The organism is Fructobacillus sp. EFB-N1 (assembly GCF_001038455.1).
GTDB lineage: Bacteria > Bacillota > Bacilli > Lactobacillales > Lactobacillaceae > Fructobacillus > Fructobacillus cardui.
In genome coordinates, this window is sequence record NZ_LDUY01000016.1 from 1 (window position 1) to 19,325 (window position 19,325).

Annotated in this window: 25 protein-coding genes and 2 tRNA genes; 11 read left to right on the forward strand and 16 right to left on the reverse strand. The window is 41.0% G+C overall.

Annotated elements, in window-relative coordinates; translation table 11 throughout:
- Window positions 1–108 precede the first annotated feature (108 nt).
- From FEFB_RS04640 to FEFB_RS04670, 7 genes are read right to left on the reverse strand one after another with little or no spacing between them, the layout of a single operon-like run.
- The gene (locus FEFB_RS04640; protein WP_047975075.1) at window positions 109–381 is read right to left on the reverse strand and encodes a hypothetical protein; all 273 of its coding nucleotides are present in this window, start codon (window positions 379–381) and stop codon (window positions 109–111) included.
- On the reverse strand, window positions 378–578 hold the full coding sequence (locus FEFB_RS04645) for a helix-turn-helix transcriptional regulator (RefSeq protein ID WP_047975076.1): 201 nt from the start codon (window positions 576–578) through the stop codon (window positions 378–380). Before FEFB_RS04645 ends, FEFB_RS04640 begins: the two co-directional genes overlap by 4 nt.
- A complete protein-coding gene (locus tag FEFB_RS04650; RefSeq protein WP_047975077.1) occupies window positions 562–795 on the reverse strand; it encodes a helix-turn-helix domain-containing protein in 234 nt (77 codons plus the stop codon). The genes FEFB_RS04645 and FEFB_RS04650 overlap by 17 nt, the downstream gene beginning before the upstream one ends.
- Window positions 796–847: 52 nt before the next feature.
- A complete protein-coding gene (locus FEFB_RS04655) occupies window positions 848–1,066 on the reverse strand; it encodes a hypothetical protein (protein WP_047975078.1) in 219 nt (72 codons plus the stop codon).
- Window positions 1,067–1,077: 11 nt separating this feature from the next.
- Window positions 1,078–1,302 (reverse strand): hypothetical protein, encoded by a 225-nt coding sequence (locus FEFB_RS04660; protein ID WP_047975079.1) that lies wholly within the window; start codon window positions 1,300–1,302, stop codon window positions 1,078–1,080.
- A 10-nt stretch (window positions 1,303–1,312) separates the two neighbouring features.
- Complete coding sequence (locus tag FEFB_RS04665; protein ID WP_047975080.1) at window positions 1,313–2,083, reverse strand: phage antirepressor KilAC domain-containing protein; 771 nt, start codon at window positions 2,081–2,083, stop codon at window positions 1,313–1,315.
- 10 nt (window positions 2,084–2,093) lie between these two features.
- Window positions 2,094–2,297: a helix-turn-helix transcriptional regulator gene (locus tag FEFB_RS04670; protein WP_047975081.1), complete on the reverse strand. Its 204-nt coding sequence runs from the start codon at window positions 2,295–2,297 to the stop codon at window positions 2,094–2,096.
- A 260-nt stretch (window positions 2,298–2,557) separates the two neighbouring features.
- Here FEFB_RS04670 and FEFB_RS04675 point away from each other — a divergent pair, with 260 nt between their 5' ends.
- From FEFB_RS04675 to FEFB_RS04700, 6 genes are all read left to right on the forward strand, one after another.
- Complete coding sequence (locus FEFB_RS04675; protein ID WP_047975082.1) at window positions 2,558–2,905, forward strand: helix-turn-helix domain-containing protein; 348 nt, start codon at window positions 2,558–2,560, stop codon at window positions 2,903–2,905.
- A 3-nt stretch (window positions 2,906–2,908) separates the two neighbouring features.
- Window positions 2,909–3,313 carry a hypothetical protein gene (locus FEFB_RS04680; protein WP_047975083.1) on the forward strand — a complete coding sequence of 135 codons (405 nt, stop codon included), beginning with the start codon at window positions 2,909–2,911 and terminating at the stop codon, window positions 3,311–3,313.
- Between the two features lies 1 nt (window position 3,314).
- Window positions 3,315–4,025 carry an ion transporter gene (locus FEFB_RS04685; RefSeq protein WP_047975084.1) on the forward strand — a complete coding sequence of 237 codons (711 nt, stop codon included), beginning with the start codon at window positions 3,315–3,317 and terminating at the stop codon, window positions 4,023–4,025.
- Window positions 4,012–4,158, forward strand: a complete 147-nt coding sequence (locus FEFB_RS08710; RefSeq protein ID WP_161795092.1) for a hypothetical protein — start codon at window positions 4,012–4,014, stop codon at window positions 4,156–4,158. The genes FEFB_RS04685 and FEFB_RS08710 overlap by 14 nt, the downstream gene beginning before the upstream one ends.
- A gap of 261 nt (window positions 4,159–4,419) precedes the next feature.
- Window positions 4,420–4,983, forward strand: coding sequence for an MscL family protein (locus FEFB_RS04695; protein WP_047975086.1), 564 nt, complete (start codon window positions 4,420–4,422; stop codon window positions 4,981–4,983).
- 97 nt (window positions 4,984–5,080) lie between these two features.
- Window positions 5,081–6,139, forward strand: a complete 1,059-nt coding sequence (locus tag FEFB_RS04700; protein ID WP_047975087.1) for a site-specific integrase — start codon at window positions 5,081–5,083, stop codon at window positions 6,137–6,139.
- Between the two features lie 149 nt (window positions 6,140–6,288).
- On the opposite strand, the gene FEFB_RS04705 is transcribed toward FEFB_RS04700, so the two are convergent.
- From FEFB_RS04705 to mutY, 4 genes are all read right to left on the reverse strand, one after another.
- A tRNA-Thr gene (locus FEFB_RS04705) sits at window positions 6,289–6,361 on the reverse strand.
- 68 nt (window positions 6,362–6,429) lie between these two features.
- A tRNA-Leu gene (locus tag FEFB_RS04710) sits at window positions 6,430–6,511 on the reverse strand.
- 210 nt (window positions 6,512–6,721) lie between these two features.
- Window positions 6,722–7,867 (reverse strand): AI-2E family transporter, encoded by a 1,146-nt coding sequence (locus FEFB_RS04715; RefSeq protein ID WP_047975088.1) that lies wholly within the window; start codon window positions 7,865–7,867, stop codon window positions 6,722–6,724.
- Window positions 7,854–8,903, reverse strand: a complete 1,050-nt coding sequence (gene mutY / locus FEFB_RS04720) for an A/G-specific adenine glycosylase (RefSeq protein ID WP_047975089.1) — start codon at window positions 8,901–8,903, stop codon at window positions 7,854–7,856. The genes FEFB_RS04715 and mutY overlap by 14 nt, the downstream gene beginning before the upstream one ends.
- A gap of 94 nt (window positions 8,904–8,997) precedes the next feature.
- On the opposite strand from mutY, the gene FEFB_RS08890 reads away from it, so the two are divergent.
- The gene (locus FEFB_RS08890; RefSeq protein ID WP_168779053.1) at window positions 8,998–9,147 is read left to right on the forward strand and encodes a hypothetical protein; all 150 of its coding nucleotides are present in this window, start codon (window positions 8,998–9,000) and stop codon (window positions 9,145–9,147) included.
- Between the two features lie 126 nt (window positions 9,148–9,273).
- Window positions 9,274–9,942: a phosphatase PAP2 family protein gene (locus tag FEFB_RS04725; protein WP_047975090.1), complete on the forward strand. Its 669-nt coding sequence runs from the start codon at window positions 9,274–9,276 to the stop codon at window positions 9,940–9,942.
- Window positions 9,943–10,084: 142 nt separating this feature from the next.
- Here FEFB_RS04725 and nrdF read toward each other — a convergent pair whose 3' ends face one another.
- The 4 genes from nrdF to nrdH form a co-directional block, all read right to left on the reverse strand.
- A complete protein-coding gene (nrdF, locus tag FEFB_RS04730; protein WP_047975091.1) occupies window positions 10,085–11,059 on the reverse strand; it encodes a class 1b ribonucleoside-diphosphate reductase subunit beta in 975 nt (324 codons plus the stop codon).
- Window positions 11,052–11,501, reverse strand: coding sequence for a class Ib ribonucleoside-diphosphate reductase assembly flavoprotein NrdI (gene nrdI, locus FEFB_RS04735; RefSeq protein ID WP_047975092.1), 450 nt, complete (start codon window positions 11,499–11,501; stop codon window positions 11,052–11,054). The genes nrdF and nrdI overlap by 8 nt, the downstream gene beginning before the upstream one ends.
- Window positions 11,502–11,781: 280 nt before the next feature.
- Complete coding sequence (gene nrdE / locus FEFB_RS04740; protein WP_047975093.1) at window positions 11,782–13,953, reverse strand: class 1b ribonucleoside-diphosphate reductase subunit alpha; 2,172 nt, start codon at window positions 13,951–13,953, stop codon at window positions 11,782–11,784.
- Between the two features lie 104 nt (window positions 13,954–14,057).
- Complete coding sequence (gene nrdH, locus FEFB_RS04745; protein WP_047975094.1) at window positions 14,058–14,288, reverse strand: glutaredoxin-like protein NrdH; 231 nt, start codon at window positions 14,286–14,288, stop codon at window positions 14,058–14,060.
- A 433-nt stretch (window positions 14,289–14,721) separates the two neighbouring features.
- On the opposite strand from nrdH, the gene FEFB_RS04750 reads away from it, so the two are divergent.
- The 3 genes from FEFB_RS04750 (at window position 14,722) to hflX (ending at window position 18,381) form a co-directional block, all read left to right on the forward strand.
- Complete coding sequence (locus FEFB_RS04750) at window positions 14,722–16,167, forward strand: hemolysin family protein (RefSeq protein WP_047975095.1); 1,446 nt, start codon at window positions 14,722–14,724, stop codon at window positions 16,165–16,167.
- Window positions 16,168–16,326: 159 nt separating this feature from the next.
- Entirely contained in the window at window positions 16,327–16,998 is a 672-nt protein-coding gene (locus FEFB_RS04755) for a histidine phosphatase family protein (RefSeq protein WP_047975096.1), read from the forward strand.
- Between the two features lie 75 nt (window positions 16,999–17,073).
- Window positions 17,074–18,381, forward strand: coding sequence for a GTPase HflX (hflX, locus tag FEFB_RS04760; protein ID WP_047975097.1), 1,308 nt, complete (start codon window positions 17,074–17,076; stop codon window positions 18,379–18,381).
- 124 nt (window positions 18,382–18,505) lie between these two features.
- On the opposite strand, the gene FEFB_RS04765 is transcribed toward hflX, so the two are convergent.
- Entirely contained in the window at window positions 18,506–19,114 is a 609-nt protein-coding gene (locus FEFB_RS04765) for a helix-turn-helix domain-containing protein (RefSeq protein WP_047975098.1), read from the reverse strand.
- Between the last annotated feature and the right edge of the window lie 211 nt (window positions 19,115–19,325).

Consider the following 19,325-nt stretch of genomic DNA (forward strand, 5'->3'; position numbering starts at 1 on the left):
CACCAGTCTTTGTCTTATCTGGTTGTTTCATTGCCATTTGTAACTTATATAAGCCGTCGTTCAATTCTGGAGTTGGCTTAAATTCAATGTTTTGTCGCATTTTTTCTCCTAAAAATAAATCGTTTCTACTGAATAACTAGTTAATTCATCAGAGTCTAGGAACTCTCCCAAATCAGCATCCAATACGTACTGGAATGGATAGCCAGTCTTCTTGATATGTTTCAAGAATGGTCCTAAGTTAGACTCCTCAATTTCAGCAAGGCTTAGTTCGCCATGATTCCAAACGTTAAGATGAGTCACTGACTGATTCTTGCTCGCCCATTCATCATATTCATGTAAGTGTTGGTCGATACCATCAGCAACCATGTTCCCTGTTGTCATTGCACGTCCTCCCAACCCACTAGATAATCAAACGAAACACCGAAGTAGTCAGCGAGTTTTTGCCACGTTGATAGTTTGGGCTCGCGGTCACCTCGTTCATAGTGTGAGACGGCTTGCCGAGACATATTTAAGACGTTTGCCAGTTCATCTTGTGATATTTTTTGTCGTTTTCTTATCTCTTTAATTCTGTTTTTCATCGCTCCACCCCACTAGATATGCTGGTGTGACTCCGTAGAACTTAGCTAATTTTTCCCAAGTTTCTAGTTTTGGCTCACGTATACCGTTTTCCAAATTTGATAAGGTAGCTGATCCAATCGTTTTAGAAAATCCATTAGTCTTTCTTAATATCAAGGACAACTGAACCATTGACAGACCTTTTTTATTTCTTAATTGAGTTAATCTGTTTTTACTCATACGTCCTCCGTGGTACAATGAAGGCATAAATTTTCTTGGACGAAGATTATGCCTAAGCTTGCTCTGCTAAGCGGGCTTTTTTTGCGCGCTTTAAATCTCGTTTTGCCAGCCGCTTGCTTTGATGAACGATGTTGTTCGTAACGTCTTTCTCGATGTCATATTCATCGAATAGTGGTGCTTGCTTGTAGTATTTGATAGCCAGACATGACAGGGTCACAACACCCACAGCTATCACAGTCATTAGTGCATCGTTGAATTGCATCAGTGTCATATTTTTCTCCTTTACATTTTTGGCTTGTATCGAGTGATACTGTCTAAGAACTCAGCCACCTTGTATTCAACATAGATTGGCTTTTTCCGACCAGGGACTGGCGTGTAAGGAAACCCAGGCATATCAATCAACAAATCAACATTGTCGCGGGTTGTCCGCAGTGCTTTGGCCAAATCACCAATTTTGCTGAATACTCGTGAACCGTTTCTTGTTAATGGTTCGATTTCATCAGTCATTTCTTTTACCTCAGGCCATTTGTTTTGCTTCTAGAAACTTATTGACGAAATAAATTTGTCCTTTTCCAGTTACTTTTGGAGTGCTTGTTGTTCGTACTGACCCATCAGGGTTATTGATAGTCCTTGTTTTTGTTTCCATGATTTCTAATGACAAGCTCTTTTGTGTTGGCAAGTTACGTTGCTCGCCTCGACTGACCAAATATCCATGTTCACGGAGCCATGAGAACAACCGATTTTGACCAATTTCAACTCCATTTTGCTTAATAATCTTGGCAAGTTGCCCGATTAGAACGCTGTTAGTACTTGTGTCAACGGCATCAGCAAACAGTGCTTTTGGCTTCATCTCTGAAATTTGCAAATCTTTTGCCTTGAGCTGTTCTCCAGCCTGGATAAGTAAATCTGATAGCGTGTTATCACGATTAGTAATCAGTGCCTCTGCTTTTGCATCAGTCATGTAAGCACCATGCTTGCGAATGCTTGGCAGAACTTCTGATGTGACCCACTTTTTGAATCGCTTGGCGCTGTCTAACTTGCTTCCAAAAATCAGAGAATAGACACCAGATTCGTTGATTAGGTGCGCACCTCGTTGTCCAAAACTCAAAGACGTTTTGTCGTTGAGTTTTTTATCCTCAATGTCAACATGCATTTGAATTGCCTTGTTCGGATCAGAATATCCCAATGTATCTGCTACATCTTTTCCCACGAACCATGGTTCATTATCAATTAATACTGTTCGTACTTCGTTGCTTTCAAAATTGAAAGCTTTTACTTCGTTTGCCATGTTTGCCTCCTTACAACTCAATTCCCAAAATCTTTGCTGTTCGCTTTTGAATATCAATGTCTAATGGCGTTGAATTCCCTGAAAGTGCTCGGCTAACTTGTTGGGGTGAAACATGCAACATCTCAGCAATTTCGACTTGCTTCATACCTCGTTCAGTCAACGCAAGCTTGAACTTCATTTTTACCTTTGATGATGCCTGCTCAAGTTCTGTCATTTGTTTTTTCTCCTTTCGTTGTAATTTCTTCATCAAGTTGTTGACTAACTTTTACAGTAGTTGTAAAATCAGGTCATAACAAATAAACAATAAAAAGCCTATACACCAACAATCAGACCGCTAAGTTAGATTTATAAGTGCTTGTTTTTTGTTGCTTAATTACTTGATGAACTAATAATAACAACCATTGTAAAAACTGTCAATGATATTTTTATAACTGTTGTTAATTTTAGTCTCGTCAAATCAGGAGAACCATTGCTATGACTGTATTTGAACGTACTAAAAAAATCTCAAAATTAAGGGGGTTTAATTTACAAAAGACTGCCGAAAAAGCAGGTTTAAGCCAAAACGCTATCTACAACTGGAAGACAAAAGAACCAAGTAACGTTTCCTTGAAAGCTGTTGCTAGCGTTCTTGGTGTTCCAACAGATTACCTTTTGGGAAAAACTGATAATTTTGAACAAAAGGCAGAAACAAAGCAAACTAACATTGACATTGATGATGACACAGTATTGATGGCATTTGACGGTCAACCAATTGATGATGAAGACCGTGAAAAAATTTTGGAATATGCTCGATTTGTTATGAGCCAAAAGAAAGGTAAGTAATTAGTGACAGAAAGTATTAGAGATGACATCTTATATGATTTAGAGCGTGTTGCCGCATTGCATCATATTACAGTCGTAGATGTTGACCGTTTATCAATGGAAACGCCAGACTCTTCTATTGAAAAATCAAAGTTAATTTTAATGAATCCTACTTATGAAAAGTGTAGCTATGAATTTCGTTTGGCTCACGAATTAAGCCACATTCTATTTGGCAATGGATGTTCTGATGAAGTATATCAATTCAGCCCATACATCAAGCGTGGCAAAGAACTTGAAATGCATAAACACGCCATTGACATGTTAATGGATATTGAACTGCCAACATCCCCTTTCACATTCATGGACTTTTATAAAATTCCGTATTGGTTATTTGATTATGTCAAATCAAAATTTATAGAGCTGGCCTAATATGAAAAAATTATACTACGCCTCAGTTTTTACATTTGCGCTCACGTCAGTAGCGTTGGCATTGTTAGACATCACAAATCTAGTCAGCATTAATAAACCACCTTATTTCATTATTGATAAATTTATTTTGATTTTCTTCTGGGTTGATTATGTCGCACGGTTTACCAAAGCTGAAAATAAAAAAGTATTTTTCAAAGAGAATATTTTTGATCTATTAGCCATCATCCCCTTTGATTCTGTCTTTTCGATGTTCCGAATTGCTCGAACCATTCGGTTGCTTAAATTATTACGTTTTGTGCGAATTATTGGATTTGCTGGACGATTCAAGAAAAACGTCGCTAAGTTTTTCAACACCAATGGTTTTATCTACTTAATGAGTTTTGCCATTGCTCTCATACTTTTGTCCGCTGGCCTATACTCACTAGCCGAAAATATCAATTATGGTAACGCTCTATGGTGGGCTATTGTCACCACAACGACCGTTGGATATGGCGATATATCCCCTTCAACATCAATTGGTAAAGGGATTGCCATTGTGCTGATGTTTGTTGGGATTGGACTGATTGGGGCAATTACCAGTACTGTGACGTCATTCTTTACTCAGCAACAGGCTGAAGAATCCGAAGAAAAAATAAATCAGCAATTTGCATCAATTAACGCTAAATTAGATAGAATAGAAAGAAAACTAGGAGGAAATGATGAAAATCAATAAGAAACAAAAATGGGTTATTGCTGTATCAGTTGTTGTTTATGTATTGGTCATTTGGGCGCATATTTCAGACATTAACGATCCCGGAAGTATCAATTACAAGGGAAACCACGCCACTAAAAGTGAAAGGAACTAACAGATGGTCTTATTAGGATTTGCATTTTTGATTTTCGGTGGCATCTATTTCTTGTTTTGGGCTTCGTTTAAAATCATGTCCTGGATACCGTATTTGCTATTGTTAGCCGGAATATGTATGGTATTTGAATTCGTTTTAGACCATTGGATTATAACGTTGGTCATTTACACAATATTAGCTGCAATCGCTTTCTACGCAGTTAGTGATGACAATCAAGAATAACACACGCCCTTTCGGGCATACATAAAAGGAGTACACAACATGAAAAACAAATTTGATAAATCTATCTTGTCTGATATGAAAAACGACATCAAAAGCAATGTGCAAGAAATCAAAACCAGTGCCAAAGACGTTAAGAAAAATGTTAAATCAAAAACCGAGGAGTTATTCGACCACACGTCTTCGAACTTTGAACAGTTCAAACAGTTTATGTTCGCACCATTTTTGTTAACCTTTGTCATTTCGATCGTGATTGGGTACAACTTTAGTGACGTCATAAAGAGTCTAACAAGCTTTTTAGCAAATCTTATCGGGTATATTTGGATGTGGATTTTTGCATTTAATGGTAACCACCCTACCCACACATTAGAATCTTCATTTGTATCATTACTTCAAAACTCCCTAACACTATTCTTCATTTCATATATTGTTTTCTACCTCATCAAGACAATCAACAAATACTTAAAGAAAAACAGAGAACAGCAATGGGGATATGACCAGGCACACGAAGATGCAATAAAAATCCAAAAAATTCAAGAAGAAAATATTAAGCTACAAAAACAATTAATTGAAAAGCTTGATGGTTTAAACAATAAAGAATTGTAACCACACATATTCGTTCAATAATAATTTAGACGCCCTTTGGGGCATACATACACTATGAAGGCGTAAGCCTTTTTATTTGACCAAAAATGGAGGAATTATGGCTAATATTGTTAAAACAAATGCAGGAACGTGGCGTGCTAGGGCTTCTATTACTGTCAATGGCAAGAGAAAGCAACCTAGTAAACAGGGATTCAAGACGAAACGTGAAGCGCAATTATGGGTATCCCGTATTGAGTCTGAAGCTGTTGAGCCAACTCAAAAAAAATACGAAGAAATGTTATTATCTGAATATTTTGAGAAGTGGGTTTCTGTTTACAAAGAAAATTTGGAACTATCAACAGTCTATCAGTATCAGAATACGTTGGATAATATTAATAAATATTTACCACAAACTCGATTGTTAGATTTTACTCGTTCTGATTTTCAAAACTTCATCAACGAATTTGGCGAAACCCACTCAAAAGAAACAGTTGCGAAGAGAAAAAATCATATTAGTCAATGTTTAAAAGACGCTTATTCTGATGGAATTATTGACAAAGACCCCACTGTTAGAATCCAATTGACAGGTAGCAACGGAAAGTCTTCTTCTGACAAATTTTTAGAAGGTGATGAATTGGCAAAATTAGATCATTACACAAAGAAGAAGTTAGAACAATATCCACATGCTAGTTCATACTTAGCGATTTATATTGCCATACATACTGGCATGCGTGTCGGAGAAATTATGGCACTGACTGCTGATGATATCGATTTTAAAAACAAAACAATCTCAGTCAACAAAGCATTAGACCAGTTCCATAATGTTAAATCAACGAAGACTGAATCCAGTAATCGTATTATTACCGTTGATGATTCGTTGCTAGATGAACTAAAGGGAATCACTGGCTCTGTCGCTAATGTCAGTAATTACGGAATTAGCAAAACTCTCAAAAAAGCTATTAAATTCCTTGGCATCAAAGACATATCATTCCATGCCTTACGCCATTCACACGGTAGCTTATTGCTATCAAAAGGCGTTGATATTAAATATGTATCAAAACGTCTAGGACACAAGAATATATCGACCACAATCGACATCTACACTCACCTTTTGGACTCACAAAGAAAGGCAGAAGATGAAAAAGCTCTAAATATTATGAGTTCGTTTTTTGACTAAAAAAAGTGTCACTCAAAAATAAAAAAACGTCTGAAAACGTCCTAAAACGTCTTAAAATTAAATATTAAAAAGCAAAGAAAAACCGCTCTACACCAACCGTTAAGGCTGATATAGAGCGGTTTAACACAAGTACCAATAAATGGCATAAATGCCGACTAGCGGACTCAAACCGCTGACCCCCTCATTACTAGTGAGGTGCTCTATCAACTGAGCTAAGTCGGCAAAATCAGTACCTAAATATTATATCAAAACATTTTGAATACTTCAACAATATTTTTTAAATATTGTGATACGGATGACAGGAATCGAACCTGCACGGATTACTCCACTGGAACCTAAATCCAGCGCGTCTGCCAATTCCGCCACATCCGCAAATCTTGACGTACCAGGCTAACTCCCGATTTTAAACAACCGACAGACGCGTTGGCAACCATTTAATAATACTGGATTTTTTTCTCATCGTCAAGTAAAACTTTAGAAAAAATCATTATTTTTTAAAGCACACCCAACAAGTAATCGCCAAGAAGATTCCCCCACTAAAAAAGCGCCACAGGCTTTGTCTGTGCGCTTTTTTATCAATTGTTATTCATTATCAAGGGTTTTCTTCGTTAATTCCGAAACAGACTGCTCTTTTCGTTGCGCTAAATGCAGTTTATAGGCATATAGGATAATTGTTCGAGCAATAGCGTAAACCGGCACAACAATGATCATGCCGACGATACCCCAAAGGTTCCCAGCCCCAAGCAAGAGCAGCATCACCGTCAGCGGATGAATCTTCAGGCTCTTACCGATCAATGCCGGATAAATGATTGAACCATTAACCTGCTGGACAATTGCCATCGTAATCACGATTCCGATGATCATCTTCCAGGAAATCGATAGAGCGACCAAGACTGCCGGCACAACCCCGATAAAGGGTCCCACATAAGGAACGATGTTAGCGACCCCGGCAATGAAGCCAAGGAGCCAAATATATGGTAATCCAGTCATCCAATAACCAATACTCATGGCAAAGCCAACAAAGACCATCTGAATGGCCTGACCCGAAATATAGCGTTCAATGGTCTTATCGAGTTGTCCCCCAAGTTCAAAGACGTCCTGCGCCTTGCTCTTCGGAAAGAAATTTTTGACCGTTGGCAAAAAATGGTCCGCGTCGTTCAGCATATAAAAGAGAATAATTGGGACCATCAAAGCGTTAATGGTAAAAGAAGTCGCTCCCGCAATCACAGCTTGAAGAGTACCGGCAGTAACTGAGAGGACAGAAGTCCCATACTTGGTCACAGACGTCTTAATATCGGTATCTGAAACCGAGATATTCATGCGCTTAAACCAGGGTTCCTTGACCATTTCATTGGCCAAATCTTGCACATGCTTGATAAACGATGGAATGGCGGTAATCATATTCGTAATTTCATTTAAAATCAGTGGCACAAAAATAATCAAGGCCCCACCAACCACAATCAAGAACAAGGCAAAGGTAATCCAGACGGCCAAAAACCGGGGCATCTGCCAATTTTTAATTCTGATTTTTTCAATTGCCTTTAAAATCGGCTTCAAAACATAGTAAAAGAAGCCAGCAACCAATAACGGCATAAAAACCGTGTTAGCAAAGACTGCAATCGGATGCATTAAAAAGTCAAAGCGAAAGACTAAGAAAATTAAACAGGCTAGAGACAGCGCCTCAATCGTCCAAAAGAATATGGTCCTTAATTTATCATTTGGAAACATCATCAATCTCCCTTAATTGATCTAATAGCTTATGTTGTACCTTCGGCAGGGCCAATGCCTCTTGCTCTGCTGGCGACAAAAAGGCCATGTTGGTGGGTAGGTTTTGCTGATTTTTAACCGGTAGGTCAACTAACCAAATTTCCCAGCGACGGTGAGAAAAGACATGCACAACTGGCTTTAAGGTCAGCTGCTTGCCGGCCAATTCTTCAATTGACTCAACCTGTTTCAATGGCAAGGTCCAAAAATTAGCTAGCAGACCTGTTTTTGGCCGTTGTTCATACAACAGCCTGCCCTGGTCGTCATAAGCCACCTGAGCTTGATAAATCTGTCGCACTGGCTTTTTCTTTTTTGTCTTCACCGGATACTGGTCCTCAACCCCATCTCGAAAGGCCGCGTTATACTTTTTAACGGGTGAATGCAGGGTATCTGGATTATCCGTCTTCATATAAGTTGTGCCCAAGTCCATAATTGCTTGGTTAAAGTCACCAGGCCTCTCTGGGTCGACGATTGGTTCAATTGCTTGATAAAAAACCTTACGGGTTTTTGGTTGGGCAATATCATCATCAATCTTTAACAGGCGGGAAAAGACTCGAAAGAAATTACCGTCAATGGCTGGTACTACTTGACCAAAAGCGATCGAGGCGATCGCCGCTGCCGTATAGGGCCCAACCCCAGGCAAGTCCTGGAGGTCATCATATGATTCTGGCCAGTGACCCTGAAGGTCATAGACTACATACTTAGCCGCCTTATGCAGGTTTCTAGCCCGTGAATAATAACCGAGCCCTTCCCAAAGTTTTAAGACCAAATCTTCATCAGCAGCAGCCAAATCAGCCACCGTTGGCAAAGCTTCCATGAAACGGTTAAAATAGGTGATGACCGTATCAACTCTTGTCTGCTGGAGCATTAACTCCGAGACTAAAATTCGATAAGGATCCGTGTTTTGTCGCCACGGCAAAGCTGCTCGACCCTCTTGGTCGTACCAAGCAAGCAAGTCTTTGCGAAAGGCGTTGATTGTCGTTTGACTCCAATTCTCCATAACCACTATTATAGCACTTGAAAACCAATCTCTTATCAGGTATAATTGTTTTCTGTACGATACATTTATTTTATCTAATATAAGGAGTTACACCATGGCAGTTAAGACACCATTGAATTCATTTGCCCGCGGCCGTAAGGTCGGACATGACTCTTCTAAGAAGAAGCGTCAAGCTGCTGTTGCTCAATTGCAACAATGGGCTAAGGGAAAGACAACAGAAATCCCTAACACAAGCACTAAGTAAGGAAAACTAGCGTTCAGCTAGTTTTTTTTCTTGATTTTTTCATAAATCTGAAGAAAACTGCTTGTCTTGCCTGGTGGCCATGCTTATACTAAATGTTGAGCAATCACTTATTTGGAGACCAAACCTATGATTATTTCCGTCGAAAATAAACAACGCCGCCGGGCAGTCTTTGCCACCCTGCTCTTTATCGTTCTGGCCGTTTTAATTGGCACCAATGCGTCTTTTTTGTATGAAATGAATGAGTCAGTTCGCTTCTTTATGACTGGAATTCAAACGAGTTACGGTAATGCTATTATGTCGGCAGCAACCTTCTTAGGTTCGCCACTCATGTGTCTAATTTATGCCGTCCTCTTAGCAAGCGTCCTACTTTTGGCAAACTTAAAAATCCCGGCATTTTGGGTAATCTTTACCGCCTTTGGTCAAATTATTTTGGCCCAAATCATTAAGTTCTTTATTCATGCCTCGCGCCCCGTTGGCCACCTCTTAACGGACACCGGCTACTCATTCCCGTCACAACACGTCGTTGCCATTTGGTCAATCGTTTTTATCCTGTTCTTGTTGGTGACACCAAACATTAATTCGATGATCTTACGAATCTTGATTGACTGGATTTTAATTACCCTGGCGCTGATGGTTATGCTCTCGCGACTCTACTTTTCTTCGCAATTCGCCTCAGATGTTATTGCTGGCTACCTGCTTGCTTACGCTTGGGTTGTCCTCTGCGCTAGCCTTTATCCGGCAGTCGCAACCACATTGAAGAAAAACTTTTGGGCGTTCAAAGAACAGGAAATTTAATATTGATATGACTCAATCATTAGTGATTGAGTTTTTTTATTTACCATTCATAAGCATAACCCCCTAAAAAATCAACCTTCTGGCAAACAAAAAATGCCTACCGCTCAAGGCGGTGGGCATTCTGATTTGATTTATTAGAAGTTTAGTCTTCCTTATAGTCGTCGTCAGACATGGCTTCAACTTGTCCCAACAAGTAACCATTACCAACTCCTGAGAAGAAGTCGTGGTTTGATGTTGAAGTTGAAATACCATTCATCACAACTGGGTTAACCTGGTCGGCATTATCTGGGAACAATGGTTCCTGTCCCAAGTTCATCAAGGCCTTATTGGCGTTGTAGCGCAAGAAGACCAAGACGTCATCCGTCCAACCAATTTGATCATAAATTTCGTGGGTAAACTTTTCTTCATTGTCATACAAGTCGTACAACAAGTCATACATCCAAGTCTTCATCTCTTCTTGTTCCGCTTCTGAAAGCTTGTTGAAGCCGATTTGGAACTTGTAACCGATGTAAGTACCGTGCACAGACTCATCACGCAAAATCAGCTTGATGATTTCGGCGACGTTCAACATCCGGTTGTGACCCAAGTAGTACAAAGGCGTGTAGAAACCTGAGTAGAACAAGAAAGTTTCCAAGAAGACCGAAGCAACCTTCTTTTGCAATGGTGTGCCATTTTGGTAAACATCATTAATCTTATTGGCCTTGTACTGCAAGAATTCATCGTGGTCGGCCCATTCGAAGGTCGCATCGATTTCTGACTTGTCGTTCAACGTTTCAAAGATTGAAGAATATGACTTGGCGTGAACAGATTCCATAAATTGGATGTTGTTCAAAACCGCTTCTTCTTTTTGGTTAACAGCATCGCGACGCAATGAAGCCATTCCGTCCTGTGACTGCAAAGTATCCAAAGTCGTCAAACCACCGAAGACCAAGTTGTAAACCCGGCGTTCCGTATCATTCAAATCACCACGCCAGTTGCGCAAGTCGTTTGAAATTGGGACACGGGTATCCAACCAGAATTGTTGGGTCAACTTTTCCCAGGTAGCCTTATCCAAGGCGTCTTCAATGTCGTTCCAGTTAATGGCAGTATATGAGCCGTTATTCACGTGTTCAACCATGTTTTTCTCCTAATGTTTCCCTGATGCTTTGGTAAATTTTTTCTGCGTCGTAAGAAGTCCCACGTAACTCGTAGTCCCCAATCACCGGTACCTGATACTTTTTGGCGTAGCGCTTCGCGGTCAAAATATATTGATCGTTGAAGTTACGGTTCCCCGATCCAACTACTCCCTTTATTAGTGTAGCATTGTCTTCAAAATCAATATAGTCCGCGAGAGCATTCGTAAAGATTTCAACAACTGCAGGACCGGTCCCGGTTCCGCCCGTCAGGTAGGTGGGCACAATCGCCACAAAGGGTTGGTGTTCAGCTTCATAATCGGTTTCATCACCGACTACCTTCACATCAATCGTGTCACCCTTTTCTTCAGCAACTGCTTGTAGCTTATTAATAAACGACTGTGTATTGCCTTCAATGCTGGCATATAAGAGTCGGTATGTTGCCATCGAACTTTCCTTTCTAAACAGCGTAGGCTGTTTTTCAGAACTTTGAATTAGAATAATTTGGTAATATTTGAACAAAGTTCACGCAACGTATTCAATTTAACAGCTGGGTTGACAGCCGTCAACCTCTAAAATATGTACGACTGAGCAGTGCTCAGTCATTTGTGAACCTGGTAAACAAGACCAGGCTAACAATTGAACACTTATTCACAATCGCATTTTGGTCAGAAAAAAATTCTAACTTAAATTCCTGTAAGCGTATCCAATTAGAATTAAATCGTCATTAAATTGAGCAAGACTCACATTCGTTGATACCAGCCTCTTGGTTATCATCCGTATATGTTCGGACATAATACAAAGACTTGATGCCCTTCTTGTAAGCATAATTACGTAACTTAGACAAATCACGGGTGGTCATCTTCTCCGTCCGACCGTTCTTCCAATCATAAAGACCTTCAGGAATTGTTGAGCGCATGAAGAATGTCAAAGACATTCCCTGGTCAACGTGTGGCTGAGCGGCTGCATAAATATCAATGACCTTTTTCATATTCGTGTCATAGGCAGAAACATAGTAAGGCAACGTTTCATTTGACAGACCGGGTGCTGGGTAGTAAACCTTCCCAATCATCCCTTCTTGACGTTCTTCAATCTTGTTAACGATTGGCAACAAAGAAGCCGTGGTGTTATTGACGTATGAGATTGAACCAGTTGGCGCTACCGCGTGACGGTAAGCGTTATACAAACCGTTCTTTTGCACTTGATCGCGTAATTCTGCCCAGTCTTCCTTTGTTGGCACGGGCAGGTTGGCAAACAGTTCCTTCACCTTATCAGTTTCTGGGCCCCAGTCTTGGCTGACATACTTTTCAAAATACGTACCGTCAGCGTAAGCTGATTTGTCAAAGTCCTTGAAAGTTTCTTGGCGGTCAAAGGCGATGTTCATTGAGGCCTTCAATGAGTAGAAGTTCAAGGTCATAAAGAAGACCTTGGTAAAGTCCAAAGATTCTTCATCACCATACATCATCTTATTTTGAGCAAAGAAGGCTGCCAGACCCATGGCGCCCAAACCAACAGCGTGATTTTGCTGGTTACCGTTTTGCACAGATGGGACCACGTTCAAATTAGACTGTTCAGAAACAAAGGACAAAGCACGAATCATCGCATCGACAGAACCGGCGAAGTCATCCGTCTTCATCATGTTGACAATGTTAATTGAACCCAAGTTACATGAGATATCCTCACCCAACGTTGTATATTCTTGCTCGTCATCAATTGTTGAAGGTGTTTGCACCTGCAAAATTTCAGAACAAAGGTTTGACGAAATCACCTTTCCAGCAACTGGATTAGCGCGGTTAACTGTATCGATATTAACAATGTAAGGGTAACCAGACTCTTGCTGAAGCTTTGAAATTTCTTCTTCAACCGTTCGAGCAGGAATCATTTTCTTCGTGATTTTGTCGTTCTTCAACATGTTGTCATATTCGGCAGTGATATCAACATAGTTGAATGGCATGCCGTACTCGCGTTCAACATCAACTGGTGAGAACAAGGCCATTTCTTGACCCTTTTCAATCAAGTCATAATACTTGTCAGGTACAATCAAGCCCAATGACAGGGTCTTCACGCGGACTTTTTCGTCGGCGTTTTCCTTCTTGGTAGCCAAGAAGGTCATCAAATCAGGATGGAAGATGTTCAGATAAACAACACCTGCCCCCTGACGAGCCCCCACCTGTGATGAAAAAGTAAAGGAATCTTCCAATAACTTCATTACTGGCACAATTCCACCAGCGGAATTGGCAATGCCCATCACGGGTGCGCCGGCTTCACGAAGGTTTGAGAGGTTAATTCCAACTCCTCCACCCATCTTTGACAACTGCAAAGCTGAGTTGATTGTTCGGCCGATAGAGTTCATATCATCGCTTGTTTGCAAAACGAAACAAGAAACCAATTCACCACGACGAGCACGACCAGCATTCAAAAATGATGGTGTTGCCGGTTGGTAGCGCTGGTGAATCATTTCATTGGCCAAGGCCATCGCTAAGTCCTCATCGCCATTAGCATAGAACAAGGCATTCAAGGCTACACGGTCTAAGTAAGATTCAACGTAGTAAGCCTTATCGTTTGTCTTTTGCGCATATTGATTATAAAACTTAAAGGCCGCCATAAAGGAACTGAAGTGAAAGTTCTGTCCCTCTAAAAAGTCATACAACTGGTTAATGAAGGCCATGTCATATTTTTTAACCAGGTCCTTATCCAAAAAATCGTTTTCAATCAACCAATCATAGTGGGCTTCAACAGAGTCAAACCGTTTTAAGTTTGGTTCAACGTTTTCCTTCATGAAGGCTGCCAAAGCTTCCTGATCCTTGTTTAACTGAATCTGGTTGTCCTTTGGAATATTGATTTCGTTATTTAAATCAAAGTAGGTGACCTGTGTGAGGTCAAGGTCCAATAATGACATATAATTCTCCTCGCTTTATATAATTTGTTCGTTTTCCCCTTGAGAAGAAAAATTCCGCATAGACCAATCGGGACTAGGCGGAAAAATTCGTGACACCAAAAAACTTAGGCCGTCAAAGACTTCAAGGCGTCAGGTTGGAAACCAGAAAAGGCTTCCTGACCAGCGATTTGAACAACCGGGGTTTGCTTAAAACCGGCATCCTTCAATTGAGCAAGGTATTCTGGTTGTTCTTCGATATTAATTTCTTCGTAGCCAACCCCCATGTTGTCGAGGTAGCGTTTTGTCATCTTGCACTGTACACAATTATTTTTGGTAAAGACCGTTACTTGAGCCATACTTTTGGTCCCACTTTCTTTTATATTTTTCAAGCAATTCCCCGCCGCACCCGCATTTACAAGCACTAACAAGCAATTGAGCTAATTACTAGTTTAGCCGATTTTTCTTAGAGTTCAAGGCCTAAAACTGTCCGCACAAACATTTGTTCGCCCAAAGGCCTTTCTAATGGGCTTTTGATTTTGCATATTTTTTAATTCACAATATTCACTGTATTTTTAAAAGCGCAATCTAATCCCTTTTGTTTATCCATGTGTGCTTACTTTGCCCCTATATTAGCGCCTTCTTTTGTCAAACAAAAAGAATTTTGTTTGTGAAATCAGTCTGGGCAAGAATACTAGACCAATTCTAACGCTGATAAAGATTGTCTCCTTTGTGTCATAAAGTTTGCTATAATAGAGGAAATATCTAAATTATATAAGTGAGGTAATAACTGTGGATTCTGGTCCCTCGTTCTTGTTGAATGCGTTCGTCATCATCTTTGTGTTGTTGTTGGCGGTTTTATTTACACTAACGGAATATTCTCTTGTTAAGGTGCGCTTGTCGGCCTTGGAGGCTCTTCAAGAAGATCGCGAAAAGCCATCAAAAAACATTGCACATGCCATTCACATGGTATCGCACCTAACGGAGTTCTTATCGACTGCTCAAGTCGGAATTACATTAACATCATTAATCTTAGGTTGGGTTGGTGAAGAAACCGTTGCTGATTTGATTTTAGCAACACATATCCTGCCAGCTGAATACACCAAGCCAGTCGCTTCTGTTGCGGCCATCGTGATTTTTACGATTATTCACGCCGTCTTCACCGACTTGGTGCCAAAAAACATCGCGATTCAAGAGCCGATTAAGGTCTTGTTGTTAATTGTGCGTCCAGTCCGCTTCTTTCATGTTGCCCTCTTCCCATTCATTTGGATTCTAGATCACTTATCAAATTGGTTAACCCGTTTAATTGGTTTCCAGGTCACAAATGACGACGACATTTACTCACAGACGGAAATCCTTTCCTTGTCAAAGAGTGCTGCCGAAGCCGGTGAGTTGGATACTGAAGATTTAACCTTTATGCAACGTGCCTTTGAAATGAATGATAAGGTCGCCGCAGACGTCATGATTGATCGAACATCAATGGATGTTATCGATGTCCACGATACGATTGCTAAAGGACTTGATGAGTACCTACAAAAGCGTCATTCTCGTTTCCCAGTTGTTGCTGACAATGATAAGGATAAGGTTTTAGGTTATGTCTTTAACTACGACCTTGTTCGTCAAAATCGAATTTCGGGGAAAAACCCCGTTGCTCAAATTATGCGTGACATTCCAGCAGTTCCTGAAAACATGGACTTGCACGATGTCATGGATGAAATGACCATCAAGCGTTCACCAATTGCAGTGGTCGTCGATGAATACGGTGGTACTGCCGGAATCATTACTGATAAAGATATCTACGAAGAACTTTTTGGTTCCGTTCGTGATGAAATCAATGATGAATCCGATGAGTACATCGAAAAGCTTGGTAACCAACGCTATAAGGTTTCTGGTAAGACGACCCTGTATGATTTCCAACGTTACTTCCAAATTCATGTGAAGGAATTTGACGACGATGAAGCCGTGACCTTGACCGGTTACGTTTTGAAACGTGACCCTGATTTTCGAACTGGCGACTCATTGCGAATTGCAAACTATCAAATCACGGCGCTTGATTACGAAAACGCCTTTATCCCTGAATTTGCCGTCAAAGAGCTTGAGACCAAACCAGAACCTGATAACACAGATTCTGACCATGACGACAGCCAAGGCGCTTCTGAAAGTAAGCCCTCCATGTCTGAAAAAGATCGTGAGCGCTTAAAGTTTCAGCTTAAGGGTAAGGATACTGACCCCGAATAATATTTCGAAAAGTCGACGAAAATTCGTCGACTTTTTTGATTAAAAATCAGCCCGAAAGACCGGCAAAGCATTTGGCTCACCTGCCTTTCGTGGTACACTAGAAACAAGAAATCTTCTAACAAAAGAAGAAGGAAAACAGATTTGAAGGAGTCTTATTTCATGGCAGGAATTGATGTTTATATGGTCCGCCACGGCCAAACTTACTTTAACCTTTTACGCCGTTTCCAAGGATTTTCCGACGCACCGTTAACCGATGCCGGCATCCAAGATGGGCATAAGGCCGGTCAACGCCTTGCCAAGATTCACTTTGATGGTGCTTATTCTTCTGATTTAACACGGGCAATCCACACTGCCCGCTATGCCTTAAGTGAAAATCAGGCTCAGTCACCAGTTGAACCAACCACTCTGCCCAACTTCCGTGAAGAAAATTTCGGGTCTTTTGAAGGTCGCGACTCCCAGGTAACATTAACGGACCTGAATGCTCGGGTAGCAAAACCCTATAATGATTACGCTGACATGGTTGAAGACCTCGGTATGCCAGTTGTCATGGACATTTTCCATGACGCAGATCCCTACCACCTAGCCGAATCTTACCAAGAATTTGTCGACCGAATCGAGGCTGGCTTCAAGTACCTTAAAAGTCGCCACCAAGACGGAGACAAGGTCCTTCTTGTCTCCCATGGAACAACCATTCGGGCAATCGCCAATTACTTTGGCTACCCTGAAATGGCCGCCCACTCGGTCCATAATGGTGCTGTCATGCACCTCCGCCTTAAAGATGATGGCGCAGATATCTTGACCTTCAACGACAACACGACCGTTTTTGACTAAAAAACCTTTTTATCGAATTGTTCCCCAACCGCTACTGCAAAACAGGGCGGTTTTATTTCACAGAAAGGCCTGTGTATGCCAACAACCTTTAAAGAAAGCTCACAACAACCTAGCCGACCTGTTTTGTTAGCCGGCTTGCGCACAGATCAAAAGCAAAACCTGGAATATGAATTAACGGAATTGAAAAACTTGGCCTTAGCCAATAACTTACAACCAGTTGAGACATTCCTCCAGTCCTTGGACCGGCCCAACCCTGCCACCTACTTCGGTAAAGGAAAGGTTGATGAGCTCAAGGTTGCCGTTGAAACCTATGGTGCTGATTTAATCGTAACCAACGATGAGTTATCCCCATCACAAATCAGAAACCTAGAAGCTGAAACAGGCGCCACCGTTGTTGATCGGACCGGCCTAATCCTCGACATCTTTGCTAAACGGGCTCAAACCAAGGTTGCCAAGCTCCAAGTCCAATTAGCCCGCCTCCAGTACCAATTACCCCGGCTGCGGACTTCGATGTCCGTTTCGTTAGACCAGCAAACTGGTGCTGGGGGGGCCGGTTTCACCAGCCGTGGTTCCGGTGAAACAAAGCTTGAGCAATCCCGCCGACGACTCACCAACGAAATGGTCGCCATCAAGAAGGACTTGGCAGAATTGCAAAAGGATGCCTCAACCCAAGCCAAGCAACGACAGGAATCCGAACTACCAACCGTTGCCTTGGTGGGTTATACCAACGCCGGTAAGTCCACATTAATGAACCAACTCTTGGCCCGGTTCGGCCAGGGCGCCGGAAGTGACCAAAGCAAGCAGGTTTTCGAAAAAGACATGCTCTTTGCAACCTTGAACACCACTATCCGCCAGTTAACGCTGCCTGATAAGACTCAATTCCTCCTTTCGGATACGGTTGGTTTTGTTTCCAAGTTGCCCCACCACCTGGTGGCTGCCTTTGAATCAACTTTGCAAGAGGCCGCCCAAGCTGATTTACTCTTGCAAGTAGTTGACATTTCCGATGCTCATTACCAAGAGATGATGGCCACAACGCAAGAAACTTTGAACCGGCTAGGCATTACGGATAAACCAATGATTACCATTTACAACAAAGCAGATGTAGCTGAAATGGCCTTCCCACTGGTCGATGGCGATCAATCGATTACCATTTCTGCCCGCGACCGAACTTCCCAAGACGAAGTCTTGATACTCATTAAAAAAACACTCTTTGCCGACATGGCCGAAGTCAGCCTGCACGTTCCCTTTGCAGACTCCAAGGTTGTTGCTGAAATCTTAGACAAGCACGCCCTCCTGGATCAAGATTTCAACGAATCCGGGACAACTATCCGCGTTTCCTTGAAGCCAAAAGAAATCGAACAATACAAGCAATACCTAGCCTAAAAACGGCCTGACAATGATGTCAGGCCGTTTTTTTGCCGCTTATTGGTAAATAGGTATAGATTAATGATTTAATGTAGAAATCAGCATTAAGTCAATAAAAACATTATGCTCCTTCGAAGCTGACTTAGGCTTTGCCCTTATCTCCAAAAGGAGGTTGTGGCAAAAAATAGATACTACTTGTTAGAACAAAAATACGAGCAGCATCACCACAAATCATACCTAATCGATAGCTAGGACTCCCATGTAAACTCTTAAAGACTGCAAAACTTAAGAAATACAGCAATGCAACTATAATAAGAGCCAGCGCCCAACGATTTTTTAACAAATTAACCGGATGTTTGATTGTTGTGTACATCACTACAATAGCAGCAGTTCCAATAATCATTAATCCAATGCGCATCGCTGTTTCCAACTGGACATAGTTATTTATCATTGAGAGTCCCAGAAAAATAATATTAACAATATAGGCAAAGGTATACAATTTTCTTTGTCGGTTGAACTGACCATCAATCACTTCATAATGTTGAATCAATTCCATATCCTCCTTCATTAGTTCATCCAAAGAAACATCAAACTGATTACTAATTGCTACAATTTCCGCTATTCCTGGATAACTTTTTCCATTTTCCCAATTCGATATCGTTTGCCTGGTTAAATGTAATTGCTCTCCTAATTGTTCTTGAGTCATCTTTTCAGACTCCCGAATCATCTTTATTTTTTCACCAATTAACATGCTATACTCATCTCCTTTGTGTTCAATATAGCGAGACACGGTAACATTTCCTAGCAATTCTTTTTAACATTCTCCATATCATTACCATGTCAAAGAATTTTGACAGTCAGAATGAAGAAATTGTTAAAAGAACAGCTGTTTTGACACAACTTTTTCGTAATTTTAGTATTGAACAATCACAACAAAAAAAGACTAACAAGAAATTTCTTGT

Bases quoted from the DNA above. Each gene is read 5' to 3' on its own strand.
- nrdF (WP_047975091.1), bottom strand. From the start codon at position 11,059: ATGGTTGAACACGTGAATAACGGCTCATATACTGCCATTAACTGGAAC.
- nrdH (WP_047975094.1), bottom strand. From the start codon at position 14,288: ATGGCTCAAGTAACGGTCTTTACCAAAAATAATTGTGTACAGTGCAAG.
- FEFB_RS04765 (WP_047975098.1), bottom strand. From the start codon at position 19,114: ATGTTAATTGGTGAAAAAATAAAGATGATTCGGGAGTCTGAAAAGATG.
- FEFB_RS04640 (WP_047975075.1), bottom strand. From the start codon at position 381: ATGACAACAGGGAACATGGTTGCTGATGGTATCGACCAACACTTACAT.
- mutY (WP_047975089.1), bottom strand. From the start codon at position 8,903: ATGGAGAATTGGAGTCAAACGACAATCAACGCCTTTCGCAAAGACTTG.
- FEFB_RS04695 (WP_047975086.1), top strand. From the start codon at position 4,420: ATGAAAAACAAATTTGATAAATCTATCTTGTCTGATATGAAAAACGAC.
- FEFB_RS04670 (WP_047975081.1), bottom strand. From the start codon at position 2,297: ATGACAGAACTTGAGCAGGCATCATCAAAGGTAAAAATGAAGTTCAAG.
- nrdI (WP_047975092.1), bottom strand. From the start codon at position 11,501: ATGGCAACATACCGACTCTTATATGCCAGCATTGAAGGCAATACACAG.
- FEFB_RS04685 (WP_047975084.1), top strand. From the start codon at position 3,315: ATGAAAAAATTATACTACGCCTCAGTTTTTACATTTGCGCTCACGTCA.
- FEFB_RS04660 (WP_047975079.1), bottom strand. From the start codon at position 1,302: ATGACTGATGAAATCGAACCATTAACAAGAAACGGTTCACGAGTATTC.
- FEFB_RS08710 (WP_161795092.1), top strand. From the start codon at position 4,012: ATGAAAATCAATAAGAAACAAAAATGGGTTATTGCTGTATCAGTTGTT.
- FEFB_RS04655 (WP_047975078.1), bottom strand. From the start codon at position 1,066: ATGACACTGATGCAATTCAACGATGCACTAATGACTGTGATAGCTGTG.
- hflX (WP_047975097.1), top strand. From the start codon at position 17,074: ATGCCAACAACCTTTAAAGAAAGCTCACAACAACCTAGCCGACCTGTT.
- FEFB_RS04755 (WP_047975096.1), top strand. From the start codon at position 16,327: ATGGCAGGAATTGATGTTTATATGGTCCGCCACGGCCAAACTTACTTT.
- FEFB_RS04715 (WP_047975088.1), bottom strand. From the start codon at position 7,867: ATGTTTCCAAATGATAAATTAAGGACCATATTCTTTTGGACGATTGAG.
- nrdE (WP_047975093.1), bottom strand. From the start codon at position 13,953: ATGTCATTATTGGACCTTGACCTCACACAGGTCACCTACTTTGATTTA.
- FEFB_RS04645 (WP_047975076.1), bottom strand. From the start codon at position 578: ATGAAAAACAGAATTAAAGAGATAAGAAAACGACAAAAAATATCACAA.
- FEFB_RS04650 (WP_047975077.1), bottom strand. From the start codon at position 795: ATGAGTAAAAACAGATTAACTCAATTAAGAAATAAAAAAGGTCTGTCA.
- FEFB_RS04725 (WP_047975090.1), top strand. From the start codon at position 9,274: ATGATTATTTCCGTCGAAAATAAACAACGCCGCCGGGCAGTCTTTGCC.
- FEFB_RS08890 (WP_168779053.1), top strand. From the start codon at position 8,998: ATGGCAGTTAAGACACCATTGAATTCATTTGCCCGCGGCCGTAAGGTC.
- FEFB_RS04665 (WP_047975080.1), bottom strand. From the start codon at position 2,083: ATGGCAAACGAAGTAAAAGCTTTCAATTTTGAAAGCAACGAAGTACGA.
- FEFB_RS04675 (WP_047975082.1), top strand. From the start codon at position 2,558: ATGACTGTATTTGAACGTACTAAAAAAATCTCAAAATTAAGGGGGTTT.
- FEFB_RS04700 (WP_047975087.1), top strand. From the start codon at position 5,081: ATGGCTAATATTGTTAAAACAAATGCAGGAACGTGGCGTGCTAGGGCT.